This is a genomic window from Salipiger abyssi, from assembly GCF_017311415.1.
Lineage (GTDB): Bacteria > Pseudomonadota > Alphaproteobacteria > Rhodobacterales > Rhodobacteraceae > Salipiger > Salipiger abyssi_A.
This window is the reverse complement of sequence record NZ_JAEKIS010000002.1, coordinates 246,685-267,910: the sequence shown is the minus strand read 5'-3', so window position 1 is coordinate 267,910 and position 21,226 is coordinate 246,685. Positions and strand designations below refer to the sequence as shown.

The 21,226-nt window shown below is 66.5% G+C and carries 18 protein-coding genes and 1 tRNA gene; 14 read left to right on the top strand and 5 right to left on the bottom strand.

The features are described from left to right. The first annotated feature begins 14 nt into the window (after positions 1 to 14). The 3 genes from lpxD to I6N89_RS04585 are packed head-to-tail and all read left to right on the top strand — an operon-like array spanning position 15 to position 2,610. Entirely contained in the window at positions 15 to 1,106 is a 1,092-nt protein-coding gene (gene lpxD, locus I6N89_RS04595) for a UDP-3-O-(3-hydroxymyristoyl)glucosamine N-acyltransferase (RefSeq protein WP_207017038.1), read from the top strand. 38 nt (positions 1,107 to 1,144) lie between these two features. Then, a complete protein-coding gene (locus I6N89_RS04590) occupies positions 1,145 to 1,405 on the top strand; it encodes an acyl carrier protein (RefSeq protein ID WP_076704895.1) in 261 nt (86 codons plus the stop codon). Then, on the top strand, positions 1,402 to 2,610 hold the full coding sequence (locus I6N89_RS04585; protein ID WP_207017037.1) for a beta-ketoacyl-[acyl-carrier-protein] synthase family protein: 1,209 nt from the start codon (positions 1,402 to 1,404) through the stop codon (positions 2,608 to 2,610). The genes I6N89_RS04590 and I6N89_RS04585 overlap by 4 nt, the downstream gene beginning before the upstream one ends. A gap of 24 nt (positions 2,611 to 2,634) precedes the next feature. Here the strand turns inward: I6N89_RS04585 and speB are convergent, their stop codons facing one another. Further along, positions 2,635 to 3,588 (bottom strand): agmatinase, encoded by a 954-nt coding sequence (speB, locus tag I6N89_RS04580; protein ID WP_207017036.1) that lies wholly within the window; start codon positions 3,586 to 3,588, stop codon positions 2,635 to 2,637. 264 nt (positions 3,589 to 3,852) lie between these two features. Between speB and guaB the strand changes: the two genes are divergently transcribed. From guaB to I6N89_RS04565, 3 genes are all read left to right on the top strand, one after another. After that, positions 3,853 to 5,301, top strand: coding sequence for an IMP dehydrogenase (gene guaB, locus I6N89_RS04575; protein WP_207017035.1), 1,449 nt, complete (start codon positions 3,853 to 3,855; stop codon positions 5,299 to 5,301). Then, positions 5,298 to 6,455 carry an RsmB/NOP family class I SAM-dependent RNA methyltransferase gene (locus tag I6N89_RS04570; protein WP_207017034.1) on the top strand — a complete coding sequence of 386 codons (1,158 nt, stop codon included), beginning with the start codon at positions 5,298 to 5,300 and terminating at the stop codon, positions 6,453 to 6,455. Before guaB ends, I6N89_RS04570 begins: the two co-directional genes overlap by 4 nt. 180 nt (positions 6,456 to 6,635) lie before the next feature. Beyond that, positions 6,636 to 8,870 carry a hybrid sensor histidine kinase/response regulator gene (locus I6N89_RS04565; protein WP_236016428.1) on the top strand — a complete coding sequence of 745 codons (2,235 nt, stop codon included), beginning with the start codon at positions 6,636 to 6,638 and terminating at the stop codon, positions 8,868 to 8,870. Between the two features lie 10 nt (positions 8,871 to 8,880). Here the strand turns inward: I6N89_RS04565 and I6N89_RS04560 are convergent, their stop codons facing one another. Further along, positions 8,881 to 9,474 (bottom strand): gamma-glutamyl kinase, encoded by a 594-nt coding sequence (locus tag I6N89_RS04560; RefSeq protein ID WP_207017032.1) that lies wholly within the window; start codon positions 9,472 to 9,474, stop codon positions 8,881 to 8,883. Positions 9,475 to 9,654: 180 nt separating this feature from the next. On the opposite strand from I6N89_RS04560, the gene recA reads away from it, so the two are divergent. From recA to I6N89_RS04540, 4 genes are all read left to right on the top strand, one after another. Further along, entirely contained in the window at positions 9,655 to 10,743 is a 1,089-nt protein-coding gene (recA, locus tag I6N89_RS04555; protein WP_207017031.1) for a recombinase RecA, read from the top strand. A gap of 236 nt (positions 10,744 to 10,979) precedes the next feature. After that, entirely contained in the window at positions 10,980 to 13,655 is a 2,676-nt protein-coding gene (alaS, locus tag I6N89_RS04550; protein WP_207017030.1) for an alanine--tRNA ligase, read from the top strand. Between the two features lie 4 nt (positions 13,656 to 13,659). After that, a complete protein-coding gene (locus I6N89_RS04545; RefSeq protein WP_207017029.1) occupies positions 13,660 to 13,944 on the top strand; it encodes a DUF1330 domain-containing protein in 285 nt (94 codons plus the stop codon). A gap of 2 nt (positions 13,945 to 13,946) precedes the next feature. Further along, positions 13,947 to 14,234: a DUF1330 domain-containing protein gene (locus I6N89_RS04540; RefSeq protein ID WP_207017028.1), complete on the top strand. Its 288-nt coding sequence runs from the start codon at positions 13,947 to 13,949 to the stop codon at positions 14,232 to 14,234. A 188-nt stretch (positions 14,235 to 14,422) separates the two neighbouring features. Here the strand turns inward: I6N89_RS04540 and I6N89_RS04535 are convergent. Then, positions 14,423 to 14,509 (bottom strand) — tRNA-Leu (locus I6N89_RS04535). A 240-nt stretch (positions 14,510 to 14,749) separates the two neighbouring features. Between I6N89_RS04535 and I6N89_RS04530 the strand changes: the two genes are divergently transcribed. Further along, complete coding sequence (locus tag I6N89_RS04530; protein WP_207017027.1) at positions 14,750 to 15,298, top strand: NADPH-dependent FMN reductase; 549 nt, start codon at positions 14,750 to 14,752, stop codon at positions 15,296 to 15,298. Positions 15,299 to 15,367: 69 nt separating this feature from the next. On the opposite strand, the gene gap is transcribed toward I6N89_RS04530, so the two are convergent. Next, entirely contained in the window at positions 15,368 to 16,375 is a 1,008-nt protein-coding gene (gene gap / locus I6N89_RS04525) for a type I glyceraldehyde-3-phosphate dehydrogenase (protein ID WP_207017026.1), read from the bottom strand. Positions 16,376 to 16,627: 252 nt separating this feature from the next. Here gap and I6N89_RS04520 point away from each other — a divergent pair, with 252 nt between their 5' ends. Beyond that, a complete protein-coding gene (locus I6N89_RS04520) occupies positions 16,628 to 17,596 on the top strand; it encodes a DUF808 domain-containing protein (RefSeq protein WP_207017025.1) in 969 nt (322 codons plus the stop codon). A 350-nt stretch (positions 17,597 to 17,946) separates the two neighbouring features. Here the strand turns inward: I6N89_RS04520 and tkt are convergent, their stop codons facing one another. Then, the gene (tkt, locus tag I6N89_RS04515; RefSeq protein WP_207017024.1) at positions 17,947 to 19,965 is read right to left on the bottom strand and encodes a transketolase; all 2,019 of its coding nucleotides are present in this window, start codon (positions 19,963 to 19,965) and stop codon (positions 17,947 to 17,949) included. A gap of 234 nt (positions 19,966 to 20,199) precedes the next feature. Here tkt and I6N89_RS04510 point away from each other — a divergent pair, with 234 nt between their 5' ends. Both I6N89_RS04510 and I6N89_RS04505 read left to right on the top strand, forming a co-directional pair. Then, entirely contained in the window at positions 20,200 to 20,781 is a 582-nt protein-coding gene (locus I6N89_RS04510; protein WP_207017023.1) for a hypothetical protein, read from the top strand. Next, positions 20,778 to 21,179, top strand: a complete 402-nt coding sequence (locus I6N89_RS04505) for a cell division protein ZapA (protein WP_207017022.1) — start codon at positions 20,778 to 20,780, stop codon at positions 21,177 to 21,179. The genes I6N89_RS04510 and I6N89_RS04505 overlap by 4 nt, the downstream gene beginning before the upstream one ends. Positions 21,180 to 21,226 lie beyond the last annotated feature (47 nt).

Here is a 21,226-nt window from a genome sequence, read left to right as displayed (position 1 = left end):
TCCCGGAGGCTTTCATGTCGCACAGCATCGCAGACATCGCCGCAGCGCTCGGGCTGGAGGCGCAGGGCGAGACCGATCTTCGCGTGAGCGGCGTGGCCGAGCCCGCCTTGGCGGCGCCGGAGCAGCTGGCACTGGCGATGAAGCCGGATTTCGCCGCACAAATCGGGCAGGGGCAGGCGCGCGCCGCCATGCTTTGGGACGGTGCCGACTGGCAGAGCTACGGGCTGCGCGCCGCGATTCTCGCCAAGCGTCCCCGGCACGCGCTTTCCGGCCTCTCGGCGATGATGGACCCGGGCGCCGGCTATGCGGCGGGTATTCACCCCTCGGCCGTGATCGACCCCTCCGCCGAGCTGGGCGAGGGGGTCTCTGTCGGCCCCTTCACGGTGATCGGCGCCGGGGTGCGGATCGGCGCGGGCTCGGTGATCGGGCCGCAATGCCATATCGGCTGGGACAGCGTGCTGGGCGAGGGCGCGCTGCTGCATTCCGGCGTCACCATCGGCGCCCGCGTCACCATCGGCGCGCGCTTCATCGCGCAGCCGGGTGCGGTGCTGGGGGGCGACGGGTTTTCCTTTGTCACGCCCGAGCCCTCCGGCGTCGAGAAGGTGCGCGAGACGCTGGGGAAGGAAGGCGACGCGCAGGCGCAGGTCTGGGCGCGTATCCATTCGCTGGGTGGGATCACGGTCGGCGACGATGTGGAGGTAGGGGCCAACGCCTGTATCGACCGTGGCACCGTGCGCGACACGAGGGTCGGCTCCGGCACCAAGATCGACAATCTCGTGCAGGTCGGCCACAACGTTGTGGTGGGCGAAAACTGCCTGCTCTGCGGTCAGGTGGGCATCGCGGGTTCGACCCGGCTCGGCAACAACGTGGTGCTGGGCGGGCAGACCGGCGTGGTCGACAATATCTTTGTCGGCGACAACGTCATCACCGGTGCCGGCACCATGCTGATGGCCAATGTGCCGGCGGGGCGGGCGATGCTGGGCTACCCGGCGACCAAGATGGACAGCCATGTGGAAAGCTACAAGGGTCTGCGCCGTCTGCCGCGTCTCTTCCGCGATGTCGCGGAGCTGAAGAAAGCGGTTTCCAAGCTCGCGGGGAATGAGTAGACGGGCCCTGCATCGAGCGACGAATAGGGAGCGCCGCCATGAGTGTGAAGGACCGGGTGATCGCGATTATCGCCGAACAGGCCGTTCTGGAACCATCGGATGTGACGATGGACAGCACGCTGGAGGATCTGGGCATCGACAGTCTCGGCCTGGTGGAGAGCATCTTTGCCATCGAGGAAGCCTTTGACATCTCGGTGCCGTTCAACGCCAACGAACCCGAGCAGAGCGATTTCGACATCTCCTCGGTGGCCACCATCGTCGCCGGGATCGAAAAGCTCATCGCCGAGCAGGCCAAGTGAAACGGGTCGTCATCACCGGCGCGGGCACGGTCAACGCGCTGGGGCGCGACGTGCCGGCGACGCTGGAGGCGATGCGCGAGGGCCGTTGCGGCATCTCCGAGCTGGAATTCCGCGATGTGGAGCGGCTCTCCATCCGCATCGGCGGGCAGGTCAAGGGCTATGAGCCCGAGGCGGCCTTCAACCGCCAGCAACTTGCTCTTTACGACCGTTTCACGCAATTCGCGCTGATCGCCGCGCGCGAGGCCATCGCGCAATCGGGCCTCAGCTTTCACGGTGATCTGGCGGATTGCTCGGGCGTGGTGCTGGGCACCTCCGGCGGCGGGCTGACCACGCAGGACGAGAATTACCGCTCGGTCTATGAGGAGGGGAAGAACCGCGTTCACCCCTTCGTTGTGCCGAAGCTGATGAACAACGCTGCCGCCTCCCATGTGAGCATGGAGATGAACCTGCGCGGGCCCACCTTCACGGTAGCGACCGCCTGCGCCAGCTCGAACCACGCCATGGGGCTCGCCTTCCAGATGGTGCGTTCGGGCAGCTGTTCGGTGATGATCACCGGCGGTTCGGAATCCATGCTGTGTTTCGGCGGGGTGAAGGCCTGGGAAGGGCTGCGGGTGATGTCCAAGGACGCCTGCCGCCCGTTCTCGGCCAACCGCAACGGCATGGTGCAGGGCGAGGGGGCGGGCGTCTATGTGTTCGAGGAATACGAGCATGCCCGTGCACGCGGCGCCGAGATCCTTGCCGAGGTGGTGGGCTTTGCCATGACCTCCGACGCCTCCGACATCGTCATGCCGTCGAAACAGGGGGCTGCGCGGGCGATCACCGGCGCGCTGCGCGACGGCAAACTCGCGCGCGAAGAGGTGGGTTATATCAACGCTCATGGCACCGGCACGGCGGCGAATGACAAGACCGAATGCGCCGCGGTGGCCGATGCGATGGGGCCGCAGGCCGACCGGCTGATGATCTCGTCGACCAAGGCGATGCACGGGCACTGCATCGGCGGCACCGGGGCTGTGGAGCTGCTCGCTTGCATCATGGCGTTGCGCGAGGGGGTGATCGCGCCCACCATCGGCTATGAAGAGCCCGACCCGGAATGCGCGCTCGACGTGGTGCCGAACGAGGCGCGCGAGGCGGATGTTTCGGCGGTGCTGTCCAATGCCTTCGCCTTTGGCGGCCTGAACGCGGTGCTGGCGCTGCGCAAGGTCTGAGCCTACGAGCGCCGCGCAGGGGCGTCACAGTCCGCGCGCGTGAAAGACAAACCCCAGCAGGTTCATAAGCAGTTGCGCCGCCAGGATCGCGGTCGATCCCGTCGGGTCGTAATCCGGCGCCACCTCCACCAGATCCACGCCGACGATCTCATGCTCTCGCGCGACGATCTGGAGGATCTCCAGCACCTCGTAATAGAGAAACCCGCCATGCGACGGCGTGCCGGTGCCCGGCGCGATCGAGGGGCAGAACCCGTCGATATCTATGGTGAGATAGACCGGAGCGCCCTTCGGCACCCGCGCTGCCACGCCCGCCGCACCCAGCCCGCGCGCCTGGCGCACCGACAGAATATCCGAGCCCATCGCCCGTGCGTCGTCATAGCCCTCCTTCGCGGTGGAGCTGACATTGCGGATCCCCACCTGTGTCAGCCCCGAGACCCAGGGTTTCTCCGCCGCCCGCCGCATCGGGTTGCCATGGCCGCGCGTCACCCCGTGACGCTCGTCGACAAAATCCAGATGCGCATCGATCTGGAGGACGTGGAACGGCGCGCGCCCCTCATAGGCCTCGATACAGGGGATGTTCACCGAGTGATCGCCGCCGATCACCACTGGCAGCGCGCCGGCCTTCAGCGCCGCCTCCACGCCGGCGCGGATATTGGCATGGCTCGCCAGCGTGTCGGTATGCACGATATCCGCGTCGCCCATATCGACGATCCGCACCTCCGGGCCGAGATAGGTGACATCGTCCTCGTGATCGTAAGCGCCTGCGTGGCCGAAGGAAAACAGCGTCGAAGCCTCGCGCACCGAGCGCGGTCCGAACCGCGCGCCCGCCCGCCACTGCGTGCCTGCATCGAAGGGCGCGCCCAGCACCGCCACATCCGCCTCCAGCGCGCTCCAGTCCTGCACATGGGGCTTCTTGGCAAAGGTGCAGATCCCGGTGAAGGGCAGGTTCAGCCGCCCCGTCTGATAGCCATGCGCCATGCGCCGCGCTCCTTGTCGCCTGTGATCGCGCCAGCCTGCGCCGCGCCCCGCAGAATCGCAACCGCCCGCGCGAGGCGTCCGGTCATTCCCGCAGCATGCGCTTCTTCTCTTTCCAAATACGCCAAAGCCTCCTCGGCCACCGGCGCCGAGCCCGGGAGAGCTGTGCCTGCCCGGCCACGACCGCCGTGAAGAGGGGGGCTTTCCCCTCCCGCGCATCCATGCAATAGGGACGTGCCAACCGATCCCCTCCCAAGGAGCTGCCCCATGGAGATTCGCGAGGCCTTAACCTTCGACGACGTTCTTCTCGTCCCCGGCGCGTCCAGCGTGCTGCCCAGCACCGCCGACACGCGCACCCGCGTGACCAAGTCCATCGCCCTGAACATTCCGCTGCTAAGTTCCGCCATGGATACGGTGACCGAAGCGCGCATGGCGATCACCATGGCCCAGGCCGGCGGCATCGGGGTGATCCACAAGAACCTCTCCGTCGAGGAGCAGTCCCGCCAGGTGCGCAGGGTCAAGCGCTTCGAGAGCGGCATTGTCTACAATCCGGTGACCCTCACCCCCGATCAGACCCTCGCCGATGCCAAGGCGCTGACCGAGCGCTACGGCTTCACCGGCTTCCCGGTGGTCGACAGTGATCACCGCGTTGTCGGCATCGTCACCAACCGCGACATGCGCTTTGCCCAGCAGGACGATACGCCGGTGCGGGTGATGATGACCTCGGACAATCTCGCCATCCTGCGCGAGCCCGCCGACCGTGACGAGGCGATCAGCCTGATGAAGGCGCGGCGCATCGAAAAGCTGCTGGTCACCGACAAGAGCGGCAAGCTCACCGGGTTGCTGACCCTGAAGGACACCGAACAGGCGGTGCTGAATCCCACTGCCTGCAAGGACGATCTGGGACGTCTGCGCGTCGCCGCGGCCACCGGCGTGGGCGAGGCCGGGTTCGAGCGCTCCGAGGCGCTGGTCGATGCCGGGGTGGATATCCTGGTGATCGACACCGCGCATGGCCATTCCCGCGGTGTGGTCGATGCGGTGAGTCGCGCCAAGCGGCTGTCGAACGAGGTGCAGGTGATCGCCGGCAACGTCGCCACCGCCGAAGCCACCAAGGCGCTGATCGAGGCCGGCGCCGATGCGGTCAAGGTCGGCATCGGGCCGGGCTCGATCTGCACCACCCGCATGGTGGCGGGGGTCGGCGTGCCGCAGCTCACCGCGATCATGGAATGCTCCCAGGCGGCGGGCGGCGTGCCGGTCATCGCCGATGGCGGCATCAAGTTCTCCGGCGATTTCGCCAAGGCCATCGCCGCCGGCGCCTCCTGCGCCATGGTCGGCAGCATGATCGCCGGCACCGACGAGAGCCCGGGCGAGGTGATCCTATACCAGGGGCGGACCTTCAAGGCCTATCGCGGTATGGGCAGCCTCGGCGCCATGGCGCGCGGTTCCGCCGACCGCTATTTCCAGAAGGACGCCGCCTCCGACAAGCTGGTGCCCGAGGGGATCGAGGGGCAGGTGCCCTACAAGGGGCCGGCGGGCGCGGTGATCCACCAGCTCGTGGGCGGGCTGCGCGCGGCGATGGGCTATACCGGCAACGGCACCGTCGAGGAGATGCGCCGCAATTGCCGTTTCGTGAAGATCACCAATGCGGGGTTGCAGGAAAGCCATGTGCATGACGTGACGATCACCCGCGAGTCGCCCAACTACCGCGCCGGATGACCCCCGCCGCGCGCATTGCCGCCGCCGCCGGTATTCTCGACGAGATTGCCGGCGGCCGGGCGGCGGAGCAGGCGCTGCTCCGCTGGGCGCGCGCCTCGCGCTTTGCCGGCTCCAAGGACCGGGCGGCGGTGCGCGACCATGTGTTCGACGCGCTGCGCCGCTGGCGCTCCGCCGCCGCCATGGGGGGCGGCGAGAGCGGTCGCGCGCGGATGCTGGGGCTTTTGCGACAGGCGGGCACCGATCCCGACACGCTCTTCACCGGCGCCGGCCATGCGCCGGCGCCGCTTTCCGAGGCCGAACGCGGCGCGGGCCACGTGCCCGAGGGCGCCGAGGCGCTGGATCTGCCCAACTGGCTCTGGTCGCTCTGGCGCGCCTCCCTGGGCGAGGAGGCGGCGAAAGCGGCCGAGGAGCTGCGCCACCGCGCGCCGGTCTTTCTACGCGTCAACAGCCTGCGCGCCACGCGTGACAGCGCTCGCGCGGCGCTGGCCGAGGAGGGCATCGCGACCCGCCCGCATCCGCTGGCCGAGACCGCGCTCGAGGTCACCGAGGGCGCGCGCGGCATCGCCCGCTCGCGCGCCTTTACCGAGGGGCTGGTGGAGCTTCAGGACGCCGCCAGCCAGGCGGTGGTGGCGGCGCTGCCGCTGGCACCCGGCATGCGCCTGCTCGATTACTGTGCCGGCGGCGGCGGCAAGGCGCTGGCAATGGCGGCGCGCATCGCCGGGCCGGTCGCGGCGCATGACGCCAACCCCGCCCGCATGTCCGATCTGCCGGCCCGCGCCGCCCGCGCCGGCGCCGAGATCTCCCGCATCGCCGATCCCAAGGGGCCCTATGACCTCGTGCTCTGCGACGCGCCCTGTTCCGGCAGCGGTTCCTGGCGCCGGGCGCCCGAGGGCAAATGGCGGCTGACAGAGGCCGGGCTCGACGATCTCTGCCGGACACAGGCGGAGATCCTGACCGTCGCCGCCGCGCTGGTGGCACCGGGCGGCACGCTGGCCTATGCCACCTGTTCCATGCTCACGCCGGAAAACGGCGCGCAGGTTGCGGCGTTCCTCGCCGAGCATCCCGGCTGGCAACGCGGAACCGAGCGGCAGTTCCTGCCGCGTGACGGTGGTGACGGGTTCTACCTCGCCTGCCTGACGCGCCCGGCCGGATAAGCTCGCCTTTTTCGAATTTTGAGGCTATCTTTGAATTGGTTTACCTTTGGTTAAACCCTGTCATGTCACATCGGGGGAAGAGATGTGACCGGCGAAAAAGGGGGCCAAGTGGCGGAGGGTTCGGCGACAGCGCGGTGGCGCCCGGCATGGGCACCCGGCTATATGCGGGGCGTCGCGGTCATGCTGGGTCTCGCGCTGGCCTGTTTCGGTCTGGTCCTGCTGCTGCCCCTCGGGGCGGGGCGGATTGCCCTTCTTGCGGCCGGGGCGGCCTTTGCCACTCTGGCGGCGCTTGTGGCGCTCGGCCTTCTGCGCCGGCGACGGCGCGCGGCGCGGGATTTCGCCGCCATCGTGCGGTTTTCGCAGGATGTGCCCACGCCGATTTTTGCCACCGATGCCGATGAGACTGTGATTTTCGCCAATGCCGCCGCCTGCGACCGGTTCGGCGAGGCGGAGCAGCGCCCGCTCGCCGCAGTGCTGAATGCCAGCATCGCCAGCGCCGAGGGGGTGATGCACCGGCTGAAGCTCGCCGCGCGCGACAGCGGCACCGCGCGTGAGGATGTCGCCACCCATGCCGGGCGGTTCCGGCTGTCGTTGCATCTGGGCTTCGGCGCGCGGGCGATTTGGCGGGTCGACCCCCGCGCCGGTCCCGGCCTCTCCGAAAGTTCCGAGGCAGAGGAAGAGCTGCCATTGCTCACCTTGGGGCGCAGCGGGGCTGTGCTCTATATGAACGGGCGCGCCCGCGCGGTTCTGGGCCGGCGAGTCAAACGCATCGAGGATGTGCTCGAGGATCCGCCGCTCACCCCTGGGGCGGTCCATCGCTTTGTCACTCCGGATGGGCATCGCGGCTTCCGGGTGCGCTGCGCCGATGCCGGGATCGGCCGGCAGGAGCTTGTCCTTCAGCCGCTCGAACCAGCCGGGGCTGCGGCACCCGACACGGCCGGATTCGATGCTTTGCCGGTGCCGCTGCTGCGGCTTGCTGCCGACGGCACGGTGTTGCGCGCCAACGCCGTGGCTTGCCGGCTCCTCGCGGTGGAGCGCACCGATGGCGGCAGTATCACCGATTATATGGAGGGGCTGGGCCGTTCGATCACCGACTGGCTCAGCGAGGCGGCGGCGGGGCGCGGCCTGCACCGGTCGGAGTTCCTGCGACTGACCCGCGCAGATCGCGAGATCTTTGTGCAGGTCACGCTGAACCGGGTGTTCAGCAATGGCCATGCCGAGCTCGTGGCGGTGCTGAACGACGCGACCGAACTCAAGACGCTCGAGGCGCAGTTCGTACAAAGTCAGAAGATGCAGGCGATCGGTCAGCTCGCCGGTGGCGTGGCGCATGATTTCAACAACCTGCTGACCGCGATATCGGGCCATTGCGACCTGCTGCTCCTGCGTCACGATCAGGGTGATCCCGATTACGGCGATCTCGTGCAGATCAACCAGAACGCCAACCGCGCGGCGGCGCTGGTCGGTCAGCTCCTGGCCTTTTCGCGCAAGCAGACCCTGCGCCCTGAGGTGCTCGACCTGCGCGACACGCTCTCCGATCTCACTCACCTGCTCAACCGGCTGGTCGGCGAAAAGGTCCAGCTCACGCTCAGTCACGACCCGGTTCTGCCGACGATCCGCGGCGACCGCCGGCAGCTGGAACAGGTGATGATGAATCTGGTGGTCAATGCCCGCGATGCGATGCCCGAGGGCGGTGAGATCACCATCGAGACCGAGCGCCGCACCTTGCTCGACCCGCTCAAGCGCGACCGCGCGCTGGTCGAGCCCGGGGAATATGCCGCCGTCAAGGTGATCGACCGCGGCGCCGGGATCCCGCAGGACAAGCTGCAAAAGGTGTTCGAGCCGTTCTATACCACCAAGCGCACCGGCGAGGGCACCGGGCTCGGGCTCTCCACTGTTTACGGCATCGTCAAACAGACCGGCGGCTTCATCTTCGTCGACAGCGTGATCGGGCAGGGCAGCTGTTTCACGCTGCTCTTTCCCGCCCATGACGCGCCGGCAGAGCTGCCCCCGGCACAGCACCGGGAGGCGCCGCGCAAGCGGGCGCAGCAGGGCAACGGCGTGGTGCTTCTGGTCGAGGACGAGGCGCCGGTGCGCGCCTTCGCCGCCCGTGCCTTGCGGCTGCGCGGCTACACGGTGATCGAGGCGGGCACTGCCGAGGATGCGCTCGACACGCTGGCCGACGATATGGTCCGCGTGGATATCTTCGTCACCGATGTGGTCATGCCCGGCATGGACGGGCCGACCTGGGTGCGCAAGGCGCTGGAGGCGCGACCTGGTACGCGGGTGGTCTTCGTCTCGGGCTATGCGGAGGATGTTTTTGCCGAGGGCGAGGACGAAGTGCCGAATTCGGTCTTCCTGCCGAAACCCTTCTCGCTCAACCAGCTGACCGAGACGGTGCAGCGGCAGCTACACTGAGCGCGTGGGGCTATTGCGCGCACTCCCAGATCTCGAAATCGGCAGCGCATTTGCGCCGCAGCTTGGCCTCGGTCGCCGGCGACAGCGCCAGATCGGCGCGGGGCGAGACGTTCTCGCGCGGAAGATCCAGCGTCACCCCGAGCCGTTCTTCGAGAAAGCCGATGATTCCCGCCTGGTTCTCGTAGCGGAAAAGCTGAGTGACATTGGTGCCGTTGGGGCGCGGCTCGACGAATTTCGCCTGGCTGCCGACATTGGCATAGGGCGGGCGCTCGCCGCGCGCATAGGCATCGACGAATGCGTCGAAACTGATGCCCCGGGTCGAGGTCGGGCGGCCTTCGAGAAAGCCGCGCTGGCGGTATCTGTACCACGAGCCCAGCCAGGAGATCGGCTCGCGGATCACCGCCATCAGCTCCATATGCTCGACGCCCATCTTTTCGAACATCGGGCGAAAGAAGCGGTTGTAGCGATAGACCGGCGCATGTTTCAGCTCCGGCGGGTCGAGCACGCTCATCGCCGCATGTGGCGCCAATGCCCGCTCATAGGCCGAGCTGCCCGTCTTGGGCACCGCCAGCAGCACCAGCCGCGCTTTCCAGAATACCAGCATCCGCCCGCACCTCATATTTTCCACCCTCGTAAACCACTCTTTAACCCTGAGCCGGAAGAGTGGTCCATGAAAATTAACCTTGAAATGTTCTCTTTTTGATCTCATACAGGATGAGAACAAGAGGCGAACGAAAGCAGCGATTGCCGCCCCGGATGGGGTGTGAAATAAGGATCGAAACGCATGGCAACGGCAGATCTTCTGACAATGGACAGCAAGAAAAACGCAGACCGGCAAAAGGCGCTCGATTCGGCGCTGGCCCAGATCGAGCGGCAATTCGGCAAAGGCTCGATCATGAAGCTTGGCGGCGACAACGCCATGAAGGATATCGAGGCCACGTCGACCGGATCGCTGGGGCTCGATATCGCGCTGGGGATCGGTGGCCTGCCCAAGGGCCGGATCATCGAGATCTACGGGCCCGAAAGCTCGGGCAAGACGACGCTGACGCTGCACGCGGTGGCCGAGGAGCAGAAAAAGGGCGGTGTCTGCGCCTTTGTCGACGCCGAGCACGCGCTTGACCCGCAATACGCCAAGAAGCTGGGTGTCGATCTCGACGAGCTGCTGATCTCGCAGCCCGACACCGGCGAACAGGCGCTGGAGATCACCGACACGCTGGTGCGCTCCGGCGCGGTGAGCATGGTCGTGGTCGACTCGGTGGCGGCACTGACGCCGAAATCCGAGCTCGAGGGCGATATGGGCGACTCGAGTGTCGGCGTGCATGCCCGCCTGATGAGCCAGGCGATGCGCAAGCTCACCGGCTCGATCAGCCGCTCGAACTGCATGGTGATCTTCATCAACCAGATTCGTATGAAGATCGGCGTCATGTTCGGTTCGCCCGAAACCACCACCGGCGGCAATGCGCTGAAATTCTACAGCTCCGTACGTCTCGATATCCGCCGCATCGGTGCGATCAAGGACCGCGACGAGGTGGTTGGCAACTCCACCCGCGTGAAGGTGGTCAAGAACAAGGTGGCGCCGCCTTTCAAACAGGTGGAATTCGACATCATGTATGGCGAGGGCATCTCCAAGACCGGTGAGCTGCTGGATCTGGGGGTGAAGGCCGGCGTGGTCGACAAATCCGGCGCCTGGTATTCCTATGGCGACGAGCGCATCGGCCAAGGTCGCGAGAACGCCAAGACCTTCCTCAAGGAGAATTCCCGCGTCGCGCTGGAAATCGAGGACAAGATCCGTGCCGCACACGGGCTGGAGTTCCACATGTCCGAGGACGACCGCGAAGGCCGCGACGACGATGGCGACGTGATGGAGAGCTGAGGCTCTGTGACAGGATTTCAGACGGGGCGCTCCGGGTGGGGCGCCCCGTTTGCGTTTCGGGGCGGCGGATGAGACCCGCAGACCCCACGGCCGCGGCGCAGGCCCGACTGTCGTGCCGGTGCGTATTTTTAGACAGGAACGGCCCTCTGGCTTTTCTGTTGCGGCTTATGGACAGGGGCGGAGCAGGGCGATACACCTGCGCGGACCGCTGAGACGCCAGCTTTTCAAGGACGATCATGCAGAGCCTGAACGACATCCGCTCAACCTTTCTGGGCTATTTCGAGAAACAGGGCCACCAGGTGGTGCCTTCGAGCCCGCTCGTGCCGCGCAACGACCCCACGCTCATGTTCGCGAATTCGGGCATGGTGCAGTTCAAGAACCTGTTCACCGGGGTCGAGCACCGCGACTACAAGCGCGCCACCACCGCGCAGAAATGCGTGCGCGCCGGCGGCAAGCACAACGATCTCGACAATGTCGGCTATACGGCGCGGCACCATACGTTCTTTGAGATGCTGGGGAATTTCTCCTTCGGCGATTATTTCAAATCGGATGCCATCCCCTTCGCGTGGGAGCTGGTGACGAAAGAGCTGGGCATCGACGCCAAACGCCTGCTGGTCACGGTCTATCACACCGATGACGAGGCCGCCGAGATCTGGAAGAGTGTCGGCGTGCCCGAGGACCGGATCATCCGCATCGCCACCAATGACAATTTCTGGATGATGGGCCCCACCGGCCCCTGCGGCCCCTGCACCGAGATCTTCTTCGATCACGGCGAGAAATACTGGGGCGGCCCTCCGGGATCGCCGGAAGAGGATGGCGACCGCTTTGTCGAGATCTGGAACCTCGTCTTCATGCAGAACGAGCAGTTCGAGGACGGCTCGATGCGGGCGCTCGACATGCAGTCGATCGACACCGGCATGGGGATCGAGCGGGTGGCGGCGCTGCTTCAGGGCACCAATGACAACTACGCCACCGACCTCATCCGCGCGCTGATCGAGGCCTCCGCCGATGCCACCAGCAGCGACCCGGACGGGCCGGGCAAGACCCATCACCGGGTGATCGCCGACCACCTGCGCTCCACCTCCTTCCTGATCGCCGACGGGGTAATGCCGAGCAATGACGGGCGCGGCTATGTGCTGCGGCGGATCATGCGCCGGGCGATGCGCCATGCGCATATGCTGGGCTCGAAAGATCCGGTCATGCACCGGCTGGTGCCGTCGCTGGTGCGCCAGATGGGCGCGGCCTATCCGGAGCTGGTGCGCGCGCAGCCGCTGATCGAAGAGACGCTGAAGCTGGAGGAAACCCGCTTCAAGCAGACGCTCGACCGCGGGCTGAAGCTGCTGGATGACGAGCTTTCGGGGCTTCCCGAAGGCACGAAACTGCCCGGCGAGTCGGCGTTCAAGCTTTATGACACTTATGGCTTCCCGCTCGATCTGACGCAGGATGCGCTGCGCGAACGGGGCCGCGAGGTCGATACCGACGGGTTCGATGCCTCCATGGCCGAGCAGAAGGCCAAGGCGCGCGCCGCCTGGGCGGGCACCGGCGAGGCCGGCGATCTGGCGCTCTGGTTCGACATTGCCGAGACCCATGGCGCCACCGATTTCCTCGGCTACGACACCGAGAGCGCCGAGGGCCAGATGCTGGCGCTGGTTCGCGACGGCAAGGAGGTCGACGCACTGGAGGCAGGCGAGAGCGGCTGGATCGTGCTGAACCAGACGCCGTTCTATGGCGAGAGCGGCGGCCAGGTCGGCGATACCGGCTGGCTGCGCCGGCTGGAGGACGAGGACGACATCGCCGAGGTCACCGACACCCAGAAGATGGGCGACGGCAAGATCTCCGCGCATCAGGTCACGGTGAAACAGGGCCGTTTCGCCAAGAACGACGCGGTTGCGATGGAGGTGGATCACAAGCGCCGCGCGGCGATCCGCGCCAACCACTCCGCCACACACCTGCTGCACGAGGCGCTGCGCCGCGCGCTCGGCGATCACGTCGCGCAGCGCGGCTCGCTGAACGCGCCCGACCGGCTGCGCTTCGATTTCAGCCACGCCAAGGCGCTGACGGCGGAGGAGCGGGCGCAGGTCGAGCGTGAGGTGAATGAGTTCATCCGGCAGAACAGCCCGGTGTCGACGCGGATCATGACGCCGGACGATGCCCGCGCCATCGGTGCGCAGGCGCTCTTCGGCGAGAAATACGGCGACGAGGTGCGCGTGGTCTCGATGGGCACGCTGGCGGGCTCGGGCAAGGGCGCCGACGGGCAGACCTATTCGCTGGAGCTCTGCGGCGGCACCCATGTGCGCCAGACCGGCGATATCGGCACCTTTGCGCTGACCTCGGAAAGCGCATCTGCCGCCGGCGTGCGCCGCATCGAGGCGCTGACCGGCGAGGCCGCCATGGCCGAGCTGCGCAGCCGCGACAAGGCGCTGGGAGAGATCGAGGCGCTGCTCAAGGCGCACGGGCCCGAGGCGGTGTCGCGTGTGGCCTCGCTGCTCGACGAGCGCCGCAAGCTCGACAACGAGGTGGCGCAGCTGCGCCGCGATCTGGCCATGGCCGGCGGGCCGGGGCAGGGCGGCGGCGCCGAGGCGCGCGAGGTCGGCGGTGTGCCCTTCGTGGCGCAGGTACTGACCGGCGTGCAGGGCAAGGATCTGCCGCCGCTCATCGACGAGCACAAGGCGCGGCTGGGCTCAGGCGCGGTACTGCTGATTGCCGATACCGGCGGCAAGGTGGCGGTGGCCGCCGGCGTGACCGGGGATCTGACCGACAAGGTTTCGGCGGTGGATCTGGTCAAGGCGGCGGTTGCGGCGCTTGGCGGCAAGGGCGGCGGCGGTCGTCCGGATCTGGCGCAGGGCGGTGCCAAGGATGCGGCGGAGGCAGATGCGGCGATCGCGGCGGCGGAAGCCGTGCTGGCGGGCTGAGCGCATGACCGCCTATCTGATCGCCCGCATCGAGGTTACCGATCCGGAGGATTACGCGACCTATGCCGCGCAGACAGTCGCGCTCGCCGAAAAGGCGGGCGGGAGGTTTCTGGTGAAAGGCGGGCCGCAGAGCTTTGTCGAGGGCGAGGGGCCGGGCCGTCATGTGGTGATCGCCTTTCCGGACGCGGCGACCGCGCGGGCCTGGTACGACTCGCCCGACTATCAGGCGATCCTGCCCATCGCCCTGCGTGCCAGCACGCGGGATATCGTCATCGTAGAAGGAATCTGATCATGCCGGCACTCTGGATCGCCCATGTGAGCGTCACCGACGAAGACGCCTATGGTAAATACGCCAAGCTCGCAGGCCCGGCCATCGCCAAACATGGCGGGCGTTTCATCGCGCGCGGCGGGCGTTATGTGCAGCTCGAAGGCACCGACCGGCCGCGCAACGTGGTGGCGAAGTTCGACAGCGTCGAGGCCGCCGAGGCCTGCTATCACTCGCCGGAATATCAGGAAGCGCTGAGCCATGCGCGCGACGCCTCAGAGCGCGACCTGCTGATCGTCGAAACCTCGGAATAACGCTTTCGCGGAGGCGCCTCCGCGCTCTTCGGCATATGAGGGGCAAAACCGCGCGCTGGTCGGGAGCAGCTCACTCGACCCGTTTCAGATTTCGAAAAGCTATGAGCGACCGACCGGCCTCAAGCAGCCGAAGGCGATAGGCCTGCTATACGAGCCTCAAGTAGCCGAAGGCGGTAGGCCCATAATAATGGTGCGGGCGGTGGGGCTCGAACCCACACTTCCTTTCGGAAACCGGATTTTGAATCCGACGCGTCTACCGGTTCCGCCACGCCCGCACATGTCGTTGGCCAATGAGCTCGCGACATGCCGGTTGATCTATCCAAGGGCGCGTGCGCCGTCCAGCCCGAATTGTATCGCAGGCCCGACAGGCTGTGCATCGCGCGCAGAAGGGTGGCGTGGAACGCGCCCGGCGTCCAGGCGTTCGGTCACATGACGCACAGACCCGGTGCGCGGATCGGCCTACCCGGCACGGCGCCTTGGGGCCATGTTTTGTGCATCGGACTTTGGAGGCTACAATGTCGAAACATATCGCCGTGATCGTCGGCTCTCTGCGCGAGGGCTCGGACAATCGCAAACTCGCCCAGACGCTTGCCGGGCTCGCGCCCGAGGGCATGGAGTTCACCTTTGTGGGCACCGGTGCACTGCCGCTCTACAACCCGGATTTCGACGGCAATCCGCCGGAGGAATGGACGGCGTTCCGCAATGCGGTGTCGCGCGCAGATGCGGTGCTGTTCGTGACGCCGGAATACAACCGCTCGGTGCCGGCGAGCCTGAAGAACGCCATCGACGTCGGCTCGCGCCCCTATGGCGAAAGCGTCTGGGACGGCAAGCCCACAGCCATCGCCACCGGCTCGCCCAGCGGCATCGGCGGCTTTGGCGCCAACCACCATCTGCGTCAGTCTCTGGTGTTTCTGAACGCCGCGCCGATGCATCAGCCCGAAGCCTATATCGGCAGGCTGGCAGATCTCTTCGACGACAGCGGCAATGTGACGAATGCCGACACCAAGGCGTTTCTCGCCAACTTCATGGCCAGCTTCGATGCCTGGATCGACAAGCTGTCGTGAAACGGAAAAGAGGCGGCGGTCTCCCCTCCGCCGCCTCTCAGGGTGGGACAGGGCCCGGACCCGTTCGGGTCAGTGATGCAGGCGGCCCATGGCCGCGGCCACATCGGCCATACGGGCGGAGAAGCCCCACTCATTGTCATACCAGGCGAGCACGCGAACGGTGCGCTTGCCGACCACTTTGGTCTGGTCGGGCGCAAAGATCGAGCTTGCCGTGGTATGGTTGAAGTCGACGGAGACCTTGGGCTCCGGGTCGTAGCTCAGCACCATGCCCATGCGACCGGCAGCGGCTTCGCGCACAACCTCGTTCACGTCCTCGACGGTCACGTCCTTGGAGGCCTGGAAGGTCAGGTCAACAGCCGAGACATTCGGGGTGGGCACGCGGATCGCCGAGCCGTCGAGCTTGCCCTTGAGATTGGGCAGCACCTCGCCGATGGCCTTGGCAGCACCGGTGGAGGTGGGGATCATCGCCATGGCGGCGGCACGCGCGCGATAAAGATCGTTGTGGCGGCGGTCCAGCGTCGGCTGGTCGCCGGTATAGCTGTGGATCGTGGTCATCACGCCGCTCTCGATGCCGATGGCCTCGTCGAGCACCTTGGCCAGCGGCGCGAGCCCATTGGTGGTGCAGGAGCCGTTCGAGATCATCACGTCGCCCTGCACTAGATCGCGGTGATTGACGCCGTAGACGATGGTTTTCTGCACGTTCTTGGCAGGGGCCGAGATCAGAACCGATTTGGCACCCTGATGGATGTGCTGCACCGCCTTGTTGCCGTCGTTGAACTTGCCGGTGCATTCCAGCACCACGTCACAGCCCGACCAGTCGAGCTCGGATGTGTCATAGGTCGACATCACGTCGATCGGTCCGCGGCCCAGATCGAGCGCGCTGCCGTTCACCACCTTGACCTCGCCTGCAAAGCGCCCGTGGATGCTGTCGTAACGCATCAGATGCGCCGCCGTCTCGATCGGGCCCGTGGCGTTGATCCGCACCACCTGCACATCGTTGCGCGCGCTTTCGGCGATATGGGCCAGAGTGCAGCGGCCGATACGGCCGAACCCGTTGATTCCGACGGTGACGGTCATGGGCGGGTCTCCTAGATTATCCGTTCGCTGCGCTGTGTATACGGACGTATGCCAAGATTCCAATCCATAAAAGCCGTTCCATGACAGTATGTTAGCGATAAATATTAAGGGTTGCGCTAACGGTTGCGCAGCAGGCGGGCAGGGGTTGCGATAACATCGCGGACGCGGGATATCTGGCCCGCGTTCCGGACCATGGCTTGCAGCTTTGCCGGGGCGCGCTAGGCTTTGGCCGGTGCAGGACAGGAGACAGGCATGAGCGGGCTTTTGGCGCTTCTCGACGACGTGGCGGGCATCGCCAAGATCGCGGCGGCTTCGGTCGACGATATCTCGGCACATGCCGCCAAGGCCGGCTCCAAAGCCGCTGGCGTGGTGATCGACGACGCGGCGGTGACGCCGAAATACGTGCATGGCTTCGAGGCGGCGCGCGAGCTGCCGATCATCTGGCGCATCGCGCGCGGCTCGGTGTTCAACAAGCTGGTGATCCTGCTGCCGGCGGCGCTCTTGATGGCGGCCTTCGCGCCCTGGCTGGTGCCGCCGCTGCTGGTGATGGGCGGCTCCTACCTGTGTTTCGAGGGGGCGGAAAAGATCCTGCATGTGCTGATGCCGCATGACGACCATTCCGGCGGACCCGATGGCAGCCACGATGTCGGCGATCCGGCGCATCTCGAGGAACAGCGGGTCAAGGGCGCGATCAAAACCGATTTCATTCTGTCGGCGGAGATCATGACACTGGCGCTCTCGACCATCGAGAGCGGCGAGGTCTGGATTCAGGCGGTGGTTCTGGCGCTTGTGGGGCTCGGCATCACGGCACTGGTCTATGGCGCGGTGGCGGTGATCGTGAAGATGGACGATGTCGGGCTGTGGCTGACCCAGGTGGGTCGGCTGGGCGTCACGCGGGCACTGGGGCGCGGCATCGTCAAGGGCATGCCCTGGGTGATGAAACTGCTCTCAACCGTGGGCACCGTGGCGATGCTCTGGGTCGGCGGTTCGATCATCGTGCATTCGCTGGCGCAGATGGGCTGGCACCTGCCGGAGGAGACGATCCACCACGCCGCCGAGGCGGTGGCGCATCTGGTGGGGTCGGAGCTCGAAGGCGCGGCGCTCTGGACGACCACGGCCACGATTGACGGGGTGCTGGGGCTGATCTGGGGTGTGGTGCTGGTGCCGGTGGTGACCAAGCTGGTGATGCCGCTCTTTGCCGGGAAGCGCGCGGCGCATTGATGGTCACATGATCGATGAAACAGGCGGTCACACCAGCCGCCTTTGCACTCTTGGACCGCACGGATGCGGCATCTCTATTGGAAGTTGCCCTCAGAGACTATGAGCGCAGCGCAAGCCAGGCCCGGCGGCTGCCCGTGGGGTGCCGCACCGAGTGTCTGAATTCCTTGATTTATCCCTGCCAGATCCGAAAGATCTCTCAGCCGAGCACCAGCTTCACCAAAGCGGCAGCCCGCCGGGACGGGCAACCGCTGGGCCCGGCGGGCTACGCCCTTGATTCCGGGCCAGTGGAGAGGGGATTGATCTCGCAATGAAGGCAGCCCCCGAAGATTCCCGGGGGCTGCTTTCAGAGCTCAGAGCAGCGCCTTGGCCTTCTCGGCCACGGCCTCGGCAGTGATGCCGAACTTTTCGTAGAGCACATCCGCAGGCGCCGACGCACCGAAGCTCTCCATGCCGACAAACGCCGCCTTGGCCTCGCGCCCGCGCTCGCCGAGCAGCCATTTGTCCCAGCCGAACCGCGCCGCGGCCTCGACCGCCACGCGCACCGGGCCTCCCGGCAGCACGCGCTTGCGATAGGCCTCGTCCTGCGCCTCGAAAAGCTCCCAGCAGGGCATCGAGACCACGCGGGTGCCGATGCCTTCGGCCTGAAGCAGATCCCGCGCCGCCAGCGCGATCTCGACCTCGGAGCCGGTGGCCATCAGGATCACCTGACGCTTGCCCTCGGCATCGGCCAGCACATAGGCGCCTTTCTCGACGAGGTTGTTGGTCTTGTGCTGGGTGCGCACGGTTTTCACGTTCTGCCGCGTCAGCGACAGCACCGAAGGCGTCTCGGTCTGCGTCAGCGCGATCTCCCAGGCCTCGGCGGTCTCGATCACGTCGGCGGGGCGGAAGACCAGCATGTTCGGCGTGGCGCGCGAGATTGCCAGATGTTCGATCGGCTGGTGCGTCGGGCCGTCCTCGCCGAGCCCGATGCTGTCGTGGGTCATGACGAACACCGTCGGCGTCTTTTGCAGCGCCGCGAGGCGCATCGCCGGGCGGGCGTAATCGGTGAAGGCCATGAAGGTGCCGCCATAGGGGCGCAGCCCGCCATGCAGGCCCAGACCGTTCATCGCCGCTGACATGCCGTGCTCGCGGATGCCCCAGTAGACATACCGGCCCTTGCGATCGGTGGTGTCGAACACCCCCATGTCGCCGGTCTTGGTGTTGTTCGAGCCGGTGAGATCGGCAGAGCCGCCCACGGTCTCGGGCATCACCGGGTTGACCACTTCCAGCACCATTTCCGAGGCCTTGCGGGTCGCCACCTTGGGCGCGGCTTCGGAGTTCTGCTTCTTCAGCGCGCGGATCACCGAGGAGAGCTTTTTCGGTGCCTCACCGGCGGTGACGCGGGCGAATTCCGCCTGCTTGCGCTCGGACAGGGCGGCGAGGCGGGTTTCCCACTCGCCGCGCGCCGTGGCGCCGCGGCTGCCGACCTCTTCCCACCAGGACTTGATCTCGGCGGGCACCTCGAACGGGCCGGTGGTCCAGCCCCAGAGCGCCTTGGCCTCGGCGTTCTGCTCTGCATTGGTCAGCGCGCCATGGCCCTTGGAGGTGTCCTGCGCGGCGTGGCCCAGGGCGATATGGGTCTTGCAGGCGATCATCGAGGGCACATCGCGGGCGGCCTTGGCCGCGACGATGGCGGCGTCGATGGCCTCGGGATCGTGGCCGTCGATCTCCTGCACATGCCAGCCGGCGGCCTTGAAGCGCTGGACCTGGTCGGTGCGGTCGGAGAGCGAAACCTTGCCGTCGATGGTGATGTCGTTGTTGTCCCAGAACACGATCAGCCGGCCGAGCCCGTAGCGCCCGGCGATGCCGATGGCTTCCTGGCTGACGCCTTCCATCAGGCAGCCGTCGCCGGCGATCACATAGGTATGGTGATCGACCGCGCCCTTGCCGAAGCGGGCGCGCAGCATTTCCTCGGCCATGGCGAAGCCGACCGAGGTGGCGATGCCCTGACCGAGCGGGCCGGTGGTCATCTCGATGGCGGCGGCATGGGTGTTTTCCGGGTGTCCGGCGGTGCGCGAGCCCCACTGGCGGAAATTCTTGACCTCGTCGAGCGTGATCTGCTCGTCACCGCTGAGATAGAGCAGCGAATAGATCAGCATCGAGCCGTGGCCCGCCGACAGGATGAACCGGTCGCGATCCGGCCACGCCGGGTTTTTCGCGTCGAATTTCAGGTGCTTGGACCACAGAACCGTGGCCACGTCGGCCATGCCGATGGGCATGCCGGAATGGCCGGAATTGGCCGCGGCCACCGCGTCGAGCGTCAGCGCGCGGATGGCGGTTGCGCGCATCCAGTGATCGGGATGTGCGTCGCGAAGGGCAGTGATATCCACGGGGGCGTCCTCTCTCTCCCATAGGCGTTTCCGGGCTAATAGCAGCGTTCCCCCGAAGTTCAAGCTATTGCGCAATCATTGCACTGGCATCGGATGAACTCTGCCCTATAACACCTTGGAACATAAGGGGGCGCAATTTTTGATTGCGCTTGCTAAACTGGACGGAAACGGGGCGGTGCCGATTCGTATCTGGCGGCGAGACAGGCCCTGAGGGCAGATAGCAGAGAGGGCAAGATGACCCAGATCGACGAGTTGCAGTCGCGCATCACGCGGGCGCTGGACCGTATTTCGCAGGGGGTGGAAGGCTTGTCCGCCGCATCCGTGCCGGCTCCTGACGCCGTGCCGGAAACGCCTGAAGAGGCTGCCGATAGTGGCGCGGCTGAGGCGGAGATCGCCGCTCTTCAGCTGTCGCTCGATGAGGAGAAGATGGCCAATGCCCAGCTCGAGGAGCGGGTGAAGATGTTGCATGCCCGGCTGGAGGAGCAGGCGACGCCGGCGCCCGCCCCGGATGCGGCGCTTCAGGAACAGCTTGCTGCGCAGCGCGAGGGGATGGCCGAGCTCGACACGGAATTGCAGCGGCTGCGCCTGTCGAACGACATGCTGCGCCGCACCAACGAAGAGATGCGCGCGGCGCTCGAGGCGAATCTCGGCGAGCCGCATCTGATCAACAAAGCGATGCTGGCGGAGCTGGAGGCGCTGCGCGCCGCGCGTGCCGCCGAGGAGGCCGAGATGCGCGCCGTGCTGGGCGCGCTGGAGCCGGTGCTGGCGGAGGCCGCCGGTATGGATGCGGCATCGGGTGAGGAGGCGGTACAATGAGCCAGATCGAAGTGCAGATCACCATCGGCGGCCGGACATTCGATGTCGCCTGTCAGCAGGGCGAGGAGCAGTATCTGCTCACCGCCGCGCGGATGCTCGACACCGAGGCGCAGGTGCTGGTGGGGCAGATCGGGCGCATGCCGGAATCGCGTATGCTGCTGATGGCCGGGCTGATGCTGGCAGACAAGACGGCGGGTCTCGAGGACCGGCTGCGCGCCGCCGAGGACAAGCTGGGCGAAATGGCCGAGGAATTGCGCGACCTGCGCAACCGTCCGGCGCCGGAGCCGGAGCGGATTGAGGTGCCGGTCATTCCCGCGAGCGTGACGGAAACCCTGGCCGAGATGGCGGCGCGGGCCGAGGCGCTGGCGGAGGCTGTCGAAGAAAAGGCGGCCTCGTAAACGCATCGGGACGGCGCCTTTCGGTCGCCGCCCCGCGCAAATTCCTT